The sequence below is a fragment of the Neptuniibacter sp. QD48_55 genome (assembly GCF_047778115.1).
Classification (GTDB): Bacteria; Pseudomonadota; Gammaproteobacteria; order Pseudomonadales; family Balneatricaceae; genus Neptuniibacter.
Genome location: NZ_CP180555.1, coordinates 645,132 through 662,450, shown reverse-complemented (window position 1 = coordinate 662,450; position 17,319 = coordinate 645,132). Strand labels below are relative to the sequence as shown.

At 38.7% G+C, this 17,319-nt stretch carries 15 protein-coding genes; all 15 read right to left on the bottom strand.

Translation table 11 applies throughout. The features are described 5' to 3' along the window. Positions 1-150: 150 nt before the first annotated feature. A complete protein-coding gene (locus ACMXYW_RS02845; RefSeq protein ID WP_415905153.1) occupies positions 151-708 on the bottom strand; it encodes a sugar transferase in 558 nt (185 codons plus the stop codon). Then, the gene (locus ACMXYW_RS02840) at positions 705-1,637 is read right to left on the bottom strand and encodes an NAD-dependent epimerase/dehydratase family protein (RefSeq protein WP_415905152.1); all 933 of its coding nucleotides are present in this window, start codon (positions 1,635-1,637) and stop codon (positions 705-707) included. The genes ACMXYW_RS02845 and ACMXYW_RS02840 overlap by 4 nt, the downstream gene beginning before the upstream one ends. Next, positions 1,634-2,713 (bottom strand): glycosyltransferase family 4 protein, encoded by a 1,080-nt coding sequence (locus tag ACMXYW_RS02835; protein ID WP_415905151.1) that lies wholly within the window; start codon positions 2,711-2,713, stop codon positions 1,634-1,636. The genes ACMXYW_RS02840 and ACMXYW_RS02835 overlap by 4 nt, the downstream gene beginning before the upstream one ends. Positions 2,714-2,821: 108 nt before the next feature. Then, positions 2,822-4,474, bottom strand: a complete 1,653-nt coding sequence (locus tag ACMXYW_RS02830; RefSeq protein ID WP_415905150.1) for a heparinase II/III family protein — start codon at positions 4,472-4,474, stop codon at positions 2,822-2,824. Further along, complete coding sequence (gene wecB / locus ACMXYW_RS02825; protein WP_415905149.1) at positions 4,471-5,616, bottom strand: non-hydrolyzing UDP-N-acetylglucosamine 2-epimerase; 1,146 nt, start codon at positions 5,614-5,616, stop codon at positions 4,471-4,473. The genes ACMXYW_RS02830 and wecB overlap by 4 nt, the downstream gene beginning before the upstream one ends. An 8-nt stretch (positions 5,617-5,624) precedes the next feature. Then, positions 5,625-6,890, bottom strand: a complete 1,266-nt coding sequence (gene wecC, locus ACMXYW_RS02820) for a UDP-N-acetyl-D-mannosamine dehydrogenase (RefSeq protein ID WP_415905148.1) — start codon at positions 6,888-6,890, stop codon at positions 5,625-5,627. Positions 6,891-6,910: 20 nt separating this feature from the next. Next, the gene (asnB, locus tag ACMXYW_RS02815) at positions 6,911-8,713 is read right to left on the bottom strand and encodes an asparagine synthase (glutamine-hydrolyzing) (protein WP_415905147.1); all 1,803 of its coding nucleotides are present in this window, start codon (positions 8,711-8,713) and stop codon (positions 6,911-6,913) included. Then, positions 8,701-9,741, bottom strand: a complete 1,041-nt coding sequence (locus ACMXYW_RS02810; RefSeq protein WP_415905146.1) for a glycosyltransferase family 4 protein — start codon at positions 9,739-9,741, stop codon at positions 8,701-8,703. The genes asnB (ACMXYW_RS02815) and ACMXYW_RS02810 overlap by 13 nt, the downstream gene beginning before the upstream one ends. Then, positions 9,731-11,638 (bottom strand): asparagine synthase (glutamine-hydrolyzing), encoded by a 1,908-nt coding sequence (asnB, locus tag ACMXYW_RS02805; protein ID WP_415905145.1) that lies wholly within the window; start codon positions 11,636-11,638, stop codon positions 9,731-9,733. The genes ACMXYW_RS02810 and asnB (ACMXYW_RS02805) overlap by 11 nt, the downstream gene beginning before the upstream one ends. Then, positions 11,626-12,858 (bottom strand): hypothetical protein, encoded by a 1,233-nt coding sequence (locus tag ACMXYW_RS02800; protein ID WP_415905144.1) that lies wholly within the window; start codon positions 12,856-12,858, stop codon positions 11,626-11,628. The genes asnB (ACMXYW_RS02805) and ACMXYW_RS02800 overlap by 13 nt, the downstream gene beginning before the upstream one ends. Next, positions 12,852-14,000 carry a 2-phospho-L-lactate transferase CofD family protein gene (locus ACMXYW_RS02795; protein WP_415905143.1) on the bottom strand — a complete coding sequence of 383 codons (1,149 nt, stop codon included), beginning with the start codon at positions 13,998-14,000 and terminating at the stop codon, positions 12,852-12,854. Before ACMXYW_RS02795 ends, ACMXYW_RS02800 begins: the two co-directional genes overlap by 7 nt. Next, the gene (locus ACMXYW_RS02790; protein WP_415905142.1) at positions 13,997-15,184 is read right to left on the bottom strand and encodes a hypothetical protein; all 1,188 of its coding nucleotides are present in this window, start codon (positions 15,182-15,184) and stop codon (positions 13,997-13,999) included. The genes ACMXYW_RS02795 and ACMXYW_RS02790 overlap by 4 nt, the downstream gene beginning before the upstream one ends. Next, positions 15,181-16,050, bottom strand: coding sequence for a glycosyltransferase family 2 protein (locus tag ACMXYW_RS02785; RefSeq protein WP_415905141.1), 870 nt, complete (start codon positions 16,048-16,050; stop codon positions 15,181-15,183). The genes ACMXYW_RS02790 and ACMXYW_RS02785 overlap by 4 nt, the downstream gene beginning before the upstream one ends. Further along, positions 16,043-16,771 (bottom strand): hypothetical protein, encoded by a 729-nt coding sequence (locus ACMXYW_RS02780; RefSeq protein WP_415905140.1) that lies wholly within the window; start codon positions 16,769-16,771, stop codon positions 16,043-16,045. Before ACMXYW_RS02780 ends, ACMXYW_RS02785 begins: the two co-directional genes overlap by 8 nt. Then, positions 16,743-17,318: a hypothetical protein gene (locus ACMXYW_RS02775; RefSeq protein WP_415905139.1), complete on the bottom strand. Its 576-nt coding sequence runs from the start codon at positions 17,316-17,318 to the stop codon at positions 16,743-16,745. The genes ACMXYW_RS02780 and ACMXYW_RS02775 overlap by 29 nt, the downstream gene beginning before the upstream one ends. Position 17,319: the final 1 nt, after the last annotated feature.

Below are 17,319 nucleotides of genomic sequence, written 5' to 3'. Positions count from 1 at the left end.
CCCACTCACCATATCTCAGAGCAAAACTCATCCAGCAACAGAGCGTTAGAAAACAAGCATCGGAGAGTACAAATATCGCTCGCTTTTTGTTTCTGGAAACTTGTGACAACATGGAAAACAATAAATCACCCTTAACTAAATTCTAAGACTCTATTCATTAGGTCTTACCCTGTCGCCACTTCCTTTCCCTGCAACAGTCTGAAAAATATAAACAAAGTAGTGCTTGACACTGAACGTCTTGATCATTTCTGCATCAGTCAACGCCAAAAGCTCAGGCGTGGACATATCTATTTCTTTGACTTGTGCTAATCCAGTTATCCCCGGTCGAACCTCAAACACACCCCGGCGATCCCTTTCTCCTATCAACTCTTCTTGAGTAGGCAAGCAAGGTCGTGGGCCTACAAGGCTCATCTCCCCTTTCAGAACATTCCACAATTGAGGTAACTCATCTAATTTTGTCTTGCGTAAAAAGCCTCCTAGCGGGGTGATAGATGAACTATCCACTAAATGGCTTGCCACAGAATGCGTATCTGGCTTCATAGTTCTGAATTTAACCAGAACAAAAACTTTCTTATTCTTACCTACCCTTCTTTGAAGAAACAAAGGAGAGCGAGTATCAAAATACCCCAACACACACAACAGCAATAAAACAGGGAAACCAAAGAGCAGCCCCAATGCTGAAAAAAAGATATCTAATATCCTTATCACTTCTCCGTTCCTATATGACAACTTTTCATGCTCTCTAGCATGGTATAAGGCGGCTTCCAAGACAAAACTTGCTGAGTATGCTCTATATCAACCTGAAGATCACAACACAACTTTCTTTCCGCCTCTTTTAACCCCATTACCCGAAACATGAAACGGATAAGAAATTCTGGAACCGGGCACAGAATACATTTGCCCTTCTGGGTTTCTTTCATCAACTTTAACATTTCCGAAGTAGATGTATCGTCATTATCCGAAACCAAGAAAACCTGACCTGCAGCACTGGGGTGTTTCATACAAGCAACAATTAAGTCCACTAGATTATCCAGGGATACTAGTGAGCGTTTATTCTTTATACCACCCAGTGGAATCACAATTCGCTTCTGCACCAAGTTGAGTAAACTAGCGAAGTTACCACCAACTCCTGCTCCATACACCAACGGAGGCCTAATAATTACAAGCTCCATATTGCTACTGCTACTCAACGCTTTTAACTCTATCTCGGCATCAAGTTTGCTCTGACCATAGGGATCTTCCGGTTGCGGAGGATCGTCAAATCGAAAAGGAATTCCAGATTCAGTTTCCTCTCCATTCACCTTTATTGAACTTAAAAAAATGAAACGCTTAACTCCATGTTCAGCCGCTGCTCTCGCTAGCGCTATAGTTCCGTCTACATTCACGGTCTTTAAAGCACTCTCATCGTCTGATTTGGAAAAAGATGATTTAGCTGCGCAGTGAACAACCACATCGACATCGGTAAAAGCTTCGCTTGGAATAGCATCTTTACCTAATGCAGCTTTATGAAACTTACATTTACTGGATTGCGATACTTTATTCCTACCTAAAGCAGAAACCTGCCAACCTTTATTGATACAGGCATTCAACACATCAGATCCAATAAAGCCAGTAGCTCCAGTCAATAGAACGTTCAAGAATCACCCCTCTCTTCGATGACCACTAACAGATCATCGACCAAATCTTTCATAATCTTTTCCCGACCAAATTTCTTCACAAATTCCTCCCTGTCAGTTATTGATAGTGCTAGACCTTTAATGGCAGCCTCAGCGCTTACATCATTACAAGGATCAAAGGTATTAGCATTTGAAACCTCGGATTCTATGAATGTCTTTGGATAACCTTTAACACCGGCAAGAATTGGCTTACCTACCGCAGCATATTCAAAAATTTTTGACGGGATGACTTTTTCAAAAGCGGGGTAATCATTTAAATGCAGAAAGAGAATATCAGCTTGATTATACTCTCGAATTAACTGATCTCTGGACACAGGATTACGAAGAGTTACATTATCCACTCCCATCTCTCTCAAACTCTGCTTTAGCTTTTCTTTCTTACCACCATCACCTATGACCAGGATTTCATAATCTTCACCCAGCCTTAAAGCAAGCTTGGGGATGATCGCATCCAACCCCTGCCCTTCACCAATGTTGCCTGCATATAACAATCTCGTCCTATCATTTCCTAATTCAGGCGATGATTCAGCACTGCCCTGGAAGTCTGGATCAATACCATTGGTATACCAGCGATAGAATTTACCGGGGAATTTTTTCTCAAAGTACCCGCTAAACCCCTTCGAAACCAAGTTAATTTTTGATGCGGAGTTAAACGTGTATTTTTCAACCAACACAAAAAAAGGTTTCAAAGGAAATAAAATCGGTGCAGGAAGTATATCTGCAACCGTATCAACGAAAATGTCTCTAATATCTAAATACAGGGGCGTTTTTTTCTGCCTTGCGATTAACGCGCCCAAAAATGCAGTAAATAGCCTAGAACTAGTGGCAAAGACAACATCATATGACTGCGCAGAGGCTATTTTTCGGGCCTCAAGCATATAAGAAAAGAAGGCTTTAGCCTGATCTAGAAAACCGCTTTTATGATCTGGTAATTGAATCCTGTGAACTCGCGTATTTCCAATCTCTTCATAGCCTTTAGCATCTACATCAAAAGAAGCGTAACGATTAGGCATCGTTGTTATTAGATCAACTGTCACACCCTCCCTCTTTGCCAGCTCATTGATCAGAGCCTGACAACGGAAAGAACCCGCACAGAGATCTGGATAGAAATAAAATGAAAGCACTAGAACTCGCAACCTAAACACCTAATTTATCTTAAATAGGACATCAACAGCTTCACTAGAGAAATAAATAACTAGCTTTTTATTCTTTATCGACAGACCGAACTCTGGATGCCAACTAGAATCAAGAATCTTTACCTTTTGGAGGCTTAACACCGTTATAGAGGTATTCTCAAAATTAATATCAACCCTGAAATCATCCTTTTTTACCAATTCTGCATCGGGATGGATATGATAAACAACATACGCTTTTCCATAATTGCCGCTTAAATGGTCAACAATCCGTAATTCGTGCTCAGCAGAATGAATTCGTCGGGTATGGGTCACACTAGGATTAAAACGATGATAGCCGTCATGACTTGCACAAACCTCGACCTCCGCCTCATGAATAGTCGAACTTATATTGTTAACCTGCGCTCTTCGAGCAACACGAAATCCCCCCCAAACTTCAGAGGAATCATAATCATTAACAACAACAGTATTATGAGCAGAGGTCTGCCTCTGTCTTAAGCGTTCTGGAGAAACACCATAAACCGATGTACCAGAATTAACCAATACTCTCTGCTTACCAACTGACCATTCTAGACTGAGAGTATCAGCATGTGCATGACCAGGCTGATAAGCTGGACCGACTTCAGCCATATCAATGATTACTTTATTAGACCCAGCCCAATCGATAATATAATAACCTGTGTTCTCCAAATAGTTAGTAAAAACACTATCTTGTTCTCTGGATAAAGGAACTGATGTATCGGGCATCAATTTTAGTTTCTTAGCATAGCGCTCAATATCAGCAACTGTCGGAGCAACTCCATAAGCAGAATCATTAAAGAAAGAAATTTGACCATCAGGGTGAACCATATACTTAAGCCAACAGACCCCCCTAACGACCACCTCTCCCCAATCAGAAATACGAGTTGAAAGTTCATTAACCCCTGATTTCTGCCCTAGGTTTATTAGCTCACAGAGATCCCAAATCAAACTGGCATGATACATTGGGGAAAGTTCGAAGTGTCCTCCATCAGGAAGAAACTGTTCTTTTATTTCTTGATCTAGAATTGCTAAACCTTTTCTTAACCACCTCTCAGCGTCCGTGCCCGAAAAGAAAACACCTGCAAAAACCAACGCCTTAGCATTTACAAAAAGATGATTACCAAAAATATGGTATTCGATTTGCCTCTCAAGAATAGTCACCTGATATGCTAAAGACACAATCTTTGATTCATCAATACAATCTCGCCCTAAACCTGAAAACCATTTAATCCAATTAACAGCCCTTAGAGATAGACAATACGGTTCCCAACCATCACCAATTACTGGGGGATTATTTTCAATCCAGTTAGAAATAAGCTGTTCACATACAACTTTATCTTGGAAAATCGCATCTGAGCTCAAATCGTCATGATAATGCAAATTGTATAACCACAATTTCGGCAAATCAGTTTGTTTCCAGACTTCTGTAGCCTTAACCTTTATATTGAGAAATGTATAAAAATCTCCATCAAAGGAACTTGTTTTTCGAAAAGATTCCCCCTCCCATTGCATCACAGGAATATGCAACTGAGGCTCTGAAATAGTTATAGGTTTAAGCCGTCGAACACGATAATAAAGCTGAAAGATAATCTGTTTGAGCTTTAAATGCCTGATCGTATGGAACAGCAGGCTGAGTTTACTCATAAGCTTTTCAAAAAACTGACTATTCGAGCACAAGCTTGCCCATCACCATAAGGGTTATGTGCTGACGACATAACCCGATAAAGTTCGTCACTATCTAAGAGTTTCTGTACTTCTTCGATAATCACGTGACTCTTAGTCCCAACTAACTTGACAGTACCCGCATAGACTGCCTCTGGGCGTTCAGTAGTATCCCTCATAACCAAGACAGGCTTACCAAGGCCAGGAGCTTCTTCCTGAATTCCCCCGCTATCAGTTAGGACAAAGTAAGAGTTCTTCATTAAGAAAACAAAGGTATCGTAACCCAATGGTTCTATAAGGTGAACATTACCCAAGCCTCTCAAAATTGCATTTACTGGCGTCCTCACATTAGGATTAAGGTGTACGGGGTACACAAAATGCGTATCTTTATTTGCCTCTGCCAACTCCTTCAAAGCATTGCATATATTCTCGAAACCTTCTCCAAAATTTTCCCTTCGATGCCCGGTAATCAACACATAGCGCTTTGAGCAAATATCTATGGGCAGCCCCGCCACTATTAAATTACTCTGAATCTGATTCAACAGAACTTTAGAGCTACTGATTTTCTCTATAACAACATTTAAAGCATCAATTACTGTATTGCCGGTAACACAGATAGTCTGATCCGCAACACCTTCAGATAAAAGCGCTTTGCGATTACGATCGGTGGGAGCAAAGTGCCAGTTAGCCAAGCGCCCTGTAAGAACTCTATTCGCCTCCTCTGGCCAAGGCGAAGACATATCACCAGTTCTAAGACCCGCCTCGACGTGACCAATCGAAATCTGTTGATAGAAAGCAGCCAGAGCTCCTGCAAATGTCGTTGAAGTGTCACCATGGACCAATACCATATCAGGCTGAAAATCCCTGAGAATATCCCTCAAACCAAGCAAAACATTGCTCGTTACATGGTACAAATCCTGACCTGGACGCATGATATCAAGATCATAGTCAGGTAAAAGATCAAATAGCTCTAAAACCTGATCCATCATTTCACGGTGCTGAGCAGTTACTGCCACCTTTACTTCAAAAAAGTCATCCCCACGTAAAGCGATAACCAAAGGTGCCATTTTAATCGCTTCAGGCCTAGTTCCAAAAATACAAAGTACCTTTTTTCGGAAAGACATATTATTAATCACCTAAAGACACCACGGGTATCTACGACATATTTATTCTCTATATCCCCTAGATCCAGCAACTTAAACTCTTTGTGATCGACTAACAAAACAATAATATCTCCCTCTTTCATAGCTTCATCTATATCACATAGAGTGGCAGAAGAGTTAAAACTAGCTGGCAACACCTCTATATTGGGCTCACAAGCGAGTACTCGGCATGAAAATTCATTCACTAGTTTTGTAAAGATTGCCAAAGCGGGGCTTTCCCTAAGGTCATCGATATCGGGCTTGAAGGACAAACCAAGACAAGAGACCGTTAAATCCGACATTGTTCTAGAGCTATTATTGTTTAAAAAGCGGGTACATTCAGTCATTATTTTTGAAAGCACCCACTCAGGCTTAGCATCGTTAACCATGCGAGCTGTCTGAATCAATCTAGATTCCTCTGGAGCAGAGCTAACAATAAACCAAGGATCAACAGCAATGCAGTGACCTCCAACACCAGGGCCAGGCTGCAAAATATTAACTCGAGGATGTCTATTGGACAATTCGATCAATTCCCAAACATCTATATCTAGCTTATCACAAATAAGAGATAGCTCATTAGCAAACGCAATATTCACATCGCGTGAAGCATTCTCAGTCAATTTTGCCATTTCCGCAGTTCGTGCATTTGTTTTCAAGCAGTCACCCGTTACAAATGTTCTATAGAGTTCAATTGCTCTCTCAACACAAACATCACTGATCCCTCCAACAATCCGATCATTTGCCACTAACTCTTTGACTATATGACCAGGCAATACTCTTTCCGGACAATATGCGATATTGATATCAGCTTCATGCCGATTAGATGCAGGAACGACCAAATCAGGCCGCGCTTCTGATAGCCACCTAGCAACCTTTTCGGTGGTTCCCACTGGGGAAGTTGATTCCAAAATCACCAGATCCCCTTTCTTAAGAAAAGGAGCTATCGAGTTGGCTGCCTGCTTGACAAATTTCAAATCAGGTTCCAGGTTATCCTGAAAGGGGGTTGGCACCGCAATAAGAAAAGCATCTGAAACTTCAGGTTCCAAACTAGCTTTTAGGTATCCTGCATTTACTGAACCACGTACAAGCATTTCCAGATCAGGTTCAACAATGTGCACTCCCCCCTTATTTATGGTATCCACAACCTCAGCATTAACATCCACTCCATTTACACTTACTTTACGAGAAGCAAACATTGCTGCTGTTGGTAGTCCTATATATCCCAGCCCGATGACTGAAATTTTCTTAAAACTCATTCTTACTCCCTATACCCATATCAATTTGACCATCGCCTTAACCATTGCTCAAAGAAAATCAAGGACCATATTTTGTAGGTATTATCTTCTGTTCTATCAAAATGTTTCGTAATTAATTCTTGTAAAGCAGCCATTGAAATATACTCAACAAGCTTGCCCTCACGGAAAAAGGCGATCAACTCATCTTCACCAAGACACTCTACAGCTTTATCCAGCGGAGGATTAAAGCCTTCTTTTGGCCTACTGAAAAAGGCTTTAGATATCGACCTAAACAGGATATTTTTCAGGACCCCTTTGCCACCACGAAACAAGTGACTTAACCCCTTAACAGAAGGGGAGCTTGAAAAGTATATTTCTTCTGCTAAAAACGGAACTCTAAGCTCAACCCCCCTCGACATACTAGACTTATCAGCAACAATCAAATTGTGTGATAAGAACCCTAAGCGATCAAACTCCTTTGCCAAATTGTAGCCTCTTAGCCTAGAGTCAATGTCTCCACTCCACGTATCCGTTAAGCGTCTCCGATGCTCAAAAGAGCGCCCCCCCCAAAGTGAATCCAGCTCATCACGAGAAAAGTAACCAACCAGGCTTGAATAAGCGAGAAATTCATTATTTTCTTGTGCAAAGCTAAAGAGGCGCTGATATTTCCTCATCGGCACCTTCATTTTTTTAAGAATATGTGAGGTCGCAATTTCAAGAGGCCTAAATCTCAAAATTTTTAGAACAGGTCTTATAGACATTAAGTGATATCGAATATAACCACCAAAAGCCTCATCCGCACCCATTCCTGACAACGCAACTTTATAACCAGCCTTTTGAGCATGCTCTGACAACTGTTTACTGGCAAGAAATGTATAATCAGCAATAGGCTCCTCTACTCCATCAGCAATTTCAAACGCATCTTCAATTAATGTTTTATTAGAAGGCTGCAGTTCAAACTTATGCAGATTCAACCCTAGATAATCTGCTATTCTAGAAGCATAGGTGCTATCACGCATTTCAGGGTATTGAAGATGCAATAACGGTGTCTTGCCGATTAAAGCGAGAACACTAGAATCAACTCCACCACTAAAGAACGAGCATATAGGGACATCAGAAACCAACTGTCCCTTTATAGAGTTAATTACCAATGATTCCGCATCGGGATTATTTGATATATTCGGGTTATATTGCTTTAGTATAGGCTCATTCCCACCTTCGAGGAGCAAATAGTGTGATGGAGGCACTTTGGTAATATTGCTAAAACCCGTTCTAGGCTCTAATACATATCCCAAATTCATAGCCTCAAACAGCTCCTCTTCAGAAACTTCTGGGTCAACCCCGAGCACTTTAAGTGCCCTTAGCTCCGAAGCAAAACGCAACTCACCATTATTGAAATTGTAATATATCGGCTTAGCACCTACTGCATCTCTAGCTAAAATAAACCTCTTATTTTGTTTATCAAAGAAAGCAAATGCGAAAATCCCATTTAGATCAGCCAAACATTCTTCGCCCACATCAATTAATAGGTAAAATAATATTAAGCTATCAGACTTCTGAAATTTAGATGGAATCTTATATTTATCAATCAAAAAGCGGAAATTATAAATTTCTCCATTATAAACCAGAGAAAACCCACTACAATCACTTACCAATGGCTGATTCGACTGAGAAGAAGTATCTCTAATAGCGAGCCTAGAGTGTCCAAAAAACAAGGCCCGATTCCCGAAATTTGAAACAAAAGAGCTTTGATTATCTGGACCTCTATGAGAAATTGCTTCGAGCGACTTTCTTATTTCTTCAGTATACGGAGTTTCAGATATAGCCCCAACTATGCCGCACATTCTTTATGATCCTGATCTATTTTTTTGCATACAACATCAAGATCGAACTGCCGACTATACAGAAGAGCATTAAGCGATGCTTGAGTTAATAAACCTCTATTCGAAAGAACTTCTTCTAAACAACTAACAATGCTCTTCTCAGATTTTGGATCAACAAAAAAAGCAACATCCTGAGGCAACATTTCTTCAAAAGCATTCCAGCGACTCACTAAAGGCGGTACTCCATATTGCAGAGCTTCTATTACCGCACCTGAATAGCCTTCACCTGGGTGATAACTCGGCAGTGCAAAAACAGCTGCTTCCGCATAGACTTCCGCTAACTGTTGCCGATCTACAATACCTCGGTAATAAACATTTCCAGCCTTATCAACAATTCTTAGAATTTCGTCATCTTCAACAGGACCATATAGATCAAGCTCAATTGAGGAAAAGCTTCTCACCGCATTGATTAGCTCAACCACACCTTTAAGACGCGATAACCTCCCAGCAAAAACGACCTTAAGTACTTTCCTATGAAAGCGAGAGTCGGTATTATCCATGAAGGTGGTATTCTCAGATGCAAACTTACGAGAAGTAGGTAACCATTGAATGTTTTGGTCTGGCATCTGCCCTAAAAAGAACTCAACCATCTTTTTTGTCTGAAAATAAACCACATCGCTTTTAAGAACTGTATATCGGAAGAAACTTTTTTGGATTGGCAGAAGTGAATTATATGTCGAAACAAATTCTCCTCCGAACTGACGATAAACTATTTTTCTTCTTAATACTTTTGAAAATATCCAAAACATAGGCAAAAATCGAACTGCTGCATTGTCGCTCACATGAAAAGACCATACTTTTGCCCTAACTAACATTAGAAATAACACCCATACACTTCGAAGAAAATCAGACTTCGACCTCAAACGATTCAAATCAAAGAATTGATAATTGTCATCACTATCGAAATATTCAACAAGCTCCTTGAATGAAATGGTAGTTCCTCCAACCGGTGGAGGTAGAGCGCCTACAAGCAATATTTTACCTTTCAATCTGTCCACCCTCAAAAAACCATTTAGCAAGCATAAACAATTTCCATCTCATAAATTGATAAGACCACCTAGAATGATCATCTCCACGAACGATACTTTCTAAGAATACTGCCGAAAAATTAAAATAACGTGAGAAAGCAGGATCAAGACACATCTCTGTAAAGCTATTTTTCAGTTGCCCATCTAACCATTCACTATAAGGCGTAGTAAAACCTAGTTTACGCTGTTTTTTAACAGCCTCAGGAAGTGCATTACTATATGCTTTCTTAAGTATTTTTTTGCTGTCACTAGGCATCATAAAGGTAGGTGATTTATACTGTAACGCATGCTTAACAACTATTTCATCCAATAGCGGAACTCTAGCTTCGACATTTGCAGCCATACTGGCACGATCTACCTTAGGTAAGAACTGGGTAGGTAATTGAATGCAAAGGTCAACCAGTCTTAATCTATCACTTAAATTTGACACATTGCTGAAACGTTCATTGGTCTTGCGGTAAGCAGAAAATGGATCTAATTCAGCAGAAAACCCTTGAACATAATCGCTAGAGAATAACTGCTCTACATTGCCGTGCTTTGATTCTCTGGTTAATAGAAGGGGAAAAAGTTCAGCAGGCTCAACGGAATTAAAGGCGCGCAGCATCCTATTTACACGATCACCTTTTCCAAAATAATCACTGTTATGCTTTTTCAAAACAAGACTACCCGCTGAAAGCACTGTTCTAATTAGCGGGTTAACTAAACAATAACGATTATACCCCCAGAAGAGCTCATCTCCGCCATCCCCCTGCAAAACCACTTTGTTACCATTAGCCCGTAACTGTTTACACATCTGATATAAAGGAATTGCTGCTGCGTCCCCAAAAGGCTCTCCAAAAGAACAGAGCAACTCTGAAATATCACTTTCTACCTGATTATTATCAATATCTAGAACATGGTGCCGCAGACCTAAGGACTTAGCCATTTTCGAAGCTAATACTGATTCATCCTGAACTGAATTAGCAGAAAACCGAGCAGTAACAGCCAAGATATCTTTGTTATTCTTAGCACATTCAGCTGCGAGAATACTAGAATCCACTCCACTACTGAGAAAAACAGACAATGGTAGATCAGAAACTAACTGTCGCGAAACAGCCTCTGAAATTGCTGAGTTAAGAGAACAAGAGCGCTTTTGGGATGAAGAAATTGACTTGTACTTTTCACTTACTAACCATTCTTCTAGTTCCCACCACTTAGCTACTGTTATTTGGTTATCCGGTGAAACAGTAACAACTGAACCAGGCGGCACAGCATTAATCTCAGCGTAGAAAGAGTTTTCACCTGTGACACTACCAAACCACAAGTACTCAAGAAGGCTTTGCTGATTAATACTTTTATGTTTTAACTGAACTGCCAGAGGGCTAATTTCAGAGCAGAAGAAGAAAGCGTCTAAAGAACTGGCAAAATATAAGGGCTTTACCCCCAGACGGTCTCTAACCAAATATGTTTTTTTATGCAGCTTGTCATAAATCGCAAAAGCAAAAGTCCCTTCAATTTTAGATATACATGCAGCCCCAAATAAACTGAATACAGCCAAAAGAGCTTCTGTATCAGACGTACCTAAAAATGAATAACCTTGAGCAGAAGCGATGCTCCTTAATTGAGGAGCATTGTAAATTTCTCCGTTATAGACCAATGTAAATCGACCTGTAGGATCAACCATCGGCTGGGCACCTGCGGAGGATAGATCCTGTACTGCAAGGCGTGTATGGACAAATAAATTGCCATCGATTATTCGCGTACCGGTACCATCCCCCCCCCTACGAGAAAGTAAATCAGCAAAAGCCTCTCCTCTAACCTGCAAGGCACTTCCATCGAAGGAACAGGAGTTACTAATTAAACCAGCTATACCGCACATGAAGAGGGCTCCATATCTTGAGAAAAGATTTTATCAATTAGAGCCAATAGAATCATTAACATCAGATGCACAAATAAACACAGAACTATTTCTAGCTTTAAGATTGCATTACCAATAAAGAATACTGAGCAAGAGGCAAGAAAGAAAACAACATAGACACTGGCAAACCTAGAAAGCACACTAGTACCTTTACTCAAAATAAGCATCATATAGAAAACTACTGACGTTATAATCCAGGCAAAACATGCTCCTAAGACCCCAAAATCCTGAACAAAAGACTGAACCATTGTCCCTGTATTTACAGTCCCCGCATTATCACCAATATTGATAAAAACCTTATCTGGATATTCAAATTGTTCCATACCCAAATAATTAAAAACCGGATTATACCGAGCACAAAAATACCCCTTATATGAAAAGTATTCGGAATACTCCCTATTATTAAGAAAGTAATCTAACCCAATCACACTTCCACCGAGATACCTTAAAAGAAACTCAAAGCTAGTCAGAAAATTATTACTATGCTTATAATTATCATATAGAGTAATTACCACCCCAATAAAGACAACAGCCGTAGTTAATAATACAAACTTTTTATTAAACCCTCTGGTAAGAAAAAAAGACCATAACAGCAAAGAAAAAGCCAAAACAATCTGCACCTTTATCATAAGAAGGAGCAAGGTAATTAAATATAGAAAAGTAAATACAACATTAACTTTCCAAATAGCAGTCCCCCTAGAACAAAGCGGAAGATAAACCAAGCCTAAAAAACCCAAATAATGCAAAGAAGAATAACCAGAAGCAAATTTTTTGGCGATAAGTTCAGGATCTTCAATAATTAGTTTAATAAACGCCGACGAAAAAACATGATCAAAATACAGACTAACCTTAAGTAAAAAAGCAAAAACACCAACAAAGAGTAATAACAGAGTAAAGAAATCGAAATAGTTAAAACCTTTACTTTCGAAAGTTACTCTAAGGGAAATCTGCTCTTTATTGGACAGCTTGACAAATGATTCACAAATTAAAGCCCATAAAGGAAACGACAGAAGTAGAACAATAGTTTCGAACGATACAGTTCTATACCCGAAGCCGAAATCAAAAGATATGAGCCATGCTCCCACAGCAAGCGGGGCACTAATAGAAAATGCGAGCCACCCAGCCCTCAGAAAAAATGACGAAAGCGCAAGCCCCGTTAAAGTTATTGCGAGTGCTACCATTCAAATTGAGCTCTATTGAAGAAATTCGTAAAAGCTTCGACTGAGTGCCTTCCTGAATGTTCCACACTTTCAAAAGAGTCCACAGAAACCTCAAGACCATTGAAAACCTTATGTTTAGTATCAAGAACCACCTTAGTCCTATCTACCAATGAACCTTTACTAGCCAATACAACATCAATGAGATCTTCCGCAAGGTATTGGCTTGTATCTGCATTCAAATAAGACACTGTAGAAATAATATAGTCTGACAGACGATAGCTCGGTGTTTCGTAATCTGCCCCTATATTAGAAACAAAAACTTTTTTTGCATTTGATTTAATAATTGCTTCAGCCAAACCCGTAGTGACGTAGGTAGGATATAACGAGGAATGAGGTGTACCTGGAGCATAAAATATATAATCACTAGCAACTACAGCATCACAAACCGCATCAGCCATAACAGGATACACATTATTAACTTTTAAAAACTCAACTAATTCAAATAAATCATTTTCAGCAGATAATTTCTCAGCGATTTCCAAGTGATCTTTTTGTAGCAGATATATCTTTTCTATACTTACTGAAGAACGCCCACCAACAATTTCAGCCTCATCCAATAAAACATGCCCTGATTGAGTTACAGCTACCAAGTACAAATTTTCCTGCGAATTAACATAAACACGATGTTTAGAACCAAGAGCCTTAAGAAAAGTAGAAATAGCCGAATTAATATTAGATGACTTAAACAGAGGAACCATCAAAATATTTCCGAATGCATATTCATCTTCAGGCAATTCAAAACTTTCAAGCAGCTTCCGAGCATCAGCTGCTAACTTTTCAATATATCTTCTATTTCCCTCAGGCGTGGCATCTAGAATTTTTTTAACGCCAAAGTCAAAGAAGCTAAAAAGTTCTTTTTTGTGCGTAATTTTAACTCTTTCTTCTAAAATTTCTGAAAAGACATCATTTTTCAGAACGGTACCGATAGTCTTCCTTATATCAGATATACCTAATATCCCAAAAACTTCTCTGATTACACCTGTAGAAAGCCCATTATCATAAGCATTAACTAGAATATTCAGTCTGAGATTAGGCTCTTTAACAAGAGCCTTAATTAAAGTAGAACTTCCACGACCACCAGAAAAAACAAGCACATCTTTCATAGCATATCCTTTATAATTTTAATGCTAGAATATGGAGCTGGATGAAACGAATCATCACCCCAGCAATAATAATAGTTCTCTGAATTAGTATCACTCACCCACCGAAGTAGAGAATACTGACTAGTAAAACAGCATAAAGCAACATCATCTGCATCAACCTGACATTCTTCGTTCGAGTGCCTTGGGTGAGCTTTATACTTTACAGTAACGTTAAGCTTTTTTTCCAAGAAGCAAAACAAAGCTCTACATTCTTTTCTACTTTCTGACGAATATCCTTCCACAACAACCACAGTTTTCCCTTTAGTGTTTAGTGTTTCCAATAATTCGTTTATAGAAATCTGCTCTTTTGATGTAGCATATGGTCTTTCTAGCCAGTCCTTTTTAGACAAAAACCTAAACCTGAGCGAGCTACCAAATTGAAAATAAGAATATATGGTATTTAGCCGCGCAATATTAATTGTAGGCGAGACGTTGAGAAAGCTAACATTGCCCCTACCTGCTAAATTGGAGCAATACTCTCGAGAAAACCCTTCAGAAAGTACGAAAATTTGGATACCACTGTATTTAGAAACCAGACTATGCACTAGTATGAAATGCAAGAAGCAATGAAAATCTAAAACCTCTTTAAAGAAATAAAAGTAATCCGATAAATTTTTCATTTCACTCCTTGAAACAGCCTTTAAAAAAACAAGTAGGCCATAAAGAAAGGAGCTAAATGAAATCAAACTACATACCTGAAAAGGCACCCCCCCCCAACTATTGAACACGATTTTAAAGTCTGCAGGATCGTCTTCAGGACAATCGAAAGGATAAACCACCCTTTCAGTTACACCTTTGACGGAATAACCCACAACAACTCGCTTCAATTCCCCTTGAGTTTTCCTTACGCAAACTTTAGAAAGGAAAACTTTAAAGAAGAATAAAAGAATAAACAATATATTCTGAAAACCCACACGCAAAAAGTATATATATTCTTTGAATGATAGTTTTGATGTGTCTAAAATTTTTTGTTGCCAGTCAAAGTCGCTACACCAAGTTCCAATCGAAAATTGAGGTCCTACTCTGCGCCAACGCTCAACTACCAGATATTCATCTTTAAGTTTCTGCTCATCTATTGCATCACCTTGTGATGCCGCTGCATAGATGGCAGCAATTTTTTTTAATAAACTGCTCTTCACCATCAATTCAACGAACGCCTTTTAAAATACCATTCAATAAAACCAGGAAGCAAAATAGGTATAAACCTTATAAATTTATAAAGACCTAATTTAAAAAACATACTCGTATGTAAGCGCAACGCTTTAAAATATAATTTATCTTGAACCATACAAATAAGACTTGTCCTATGCTGATATGCTTCAATATTAAAATCTTTATAATTTTCATAGCACTTCAGTTGACTGAAGTCATCTAACAAAACATTATATTTTCTTGACACTGCACCAGGATGCAACCTATAAAAAGCTAGACATCTCTCACTTATTATTGGTTCATACCCGTTATGGATGAGGTCACAATACAAAACCCAGTCCGTAATTATCTTTACATCTTCATCAAACCCAACTTCTTTCAAAACTGAGCTTCTAAATCCAGTCGTAGCCCAACGTATGTTATTTGTTCCGAATAAACTCTTTTTATAATCTTTCGGAGCAGGTATGTACGCCTCGGAATTTTCACTGAACTCGATGCAAGATCCAATTACCCAATTTCCACCTGAATTTTTCATTAGCTCTATTGTTTTACGAATTTTATAAGGAGGAAAAACATCATCATCATCTAGAACTACCACATAATCTGAAGTCACATAGTCAAGAGCAACATTCCTAGACCGGCCAACCGACTTAGATTTTGTCTGATTTTCTATCACTATTATTTCAAATGGAAAATTATTTATATTTCCGTATAAATAATCCAACGTTCCATCATTGCTAACATCATCATAAACGACAACCCGCCCGATCAATTCAGCTTCAGAAGATATAGATGATAGAAGCTCTTTAAGATACGGTTGCCTATTATAGGTAACTACAATAACATCACATTTATCCATCAATATCTTCCATGCTGTTAAAACCCTGCTTTTCTTCTTTTGAGCTAATTTCGTAAAAAAAAGAAGAAATCCCGTCTTTTAAACCATATTTAATAAATTTTATAAAACAACTTTCACCAACTTTATCAGACTCAACATATCTACCAAGAGCCTCTTTTACAAAATCAACATCAGGAATATAAAAAACACCTATGTCGGTATATTCATCATAGACTTTACCATGCCCTTTCGTCGGAAAAGCATCGACGACTCGATTACCTGAAGCTAACCGAAAAACTGTGTAGCAATTCTTCTCAAAAAAACCGGGTATATGTATACCCAGTTGTGAAATTTCTGGTTGTGCCATAAGATTCATAAGTGTATCAGTCCTGAAACCTATGCAATCGCCCCATACTACTAGAATGCTGACATTTTCATTCTCGGTACTTACGATAGCATCATAGATTGCTGATGCGGTCCCTGGTTCTGAGGACTGTATTACAAAATTAATATTTTTGAGTGGGTAACAGTTATCAGTCAATTCTTTTTCAAATAGTTCTCTGTCAGCATCCGAAGAAACCACAAGCGTAATAAAAGCTTCTTCAGCTAAAAGCTGACTAAATTTCTGAATTTTTTTGACAATAGAAATAAATATTGTCTCACCATTATATACATATAATGATTTAGGATATTGTAAACCCGATCGTTTCCCCTTACCGGCCAAGGGAACTATAAATCTCATACGCTTCTTCTGCCTTAAATTTTTCTGGATCGAATTTTATACCTTTAAAACCACATAAGTTACATAGATCGATTACTGTATCTGAATCATCTATGATCAATTTATGGCTACTAATATCATCGTTAAAATATCGCAAAAAGTGCTCTTTGTTGTATTTTGAAAGCCCAATATCAGCAAAGGAAAAAACCTTCAAATCTAGCCCCTCATTATCTAGAAAGGCCTTTATCCTTTTACCTGTGCCATTAGAAAAGACCTCTACTTTTACAGTTGAAGGTAATAGTTTCAAAAATCTAACAATTTCAATGCTAATTAAACAATCCTGCTCTCTAGCTTTATACTCTTTCCTTTTGAGATTAATAAATTCATCTGAAGTTATACCCATAAATCTCAGCCCCATAGATTCATAGACCTGGTGAGTAGTTAAACCAAACCAGTCTACAGGCATAGGTTTATCAACTTTCAATTGAAGCAATGCTTCCTTGAATGCTTGATAATGCTGTAATTTGTTTAGACATAAAGTTCCATCAAAATCTATATATATACTCACA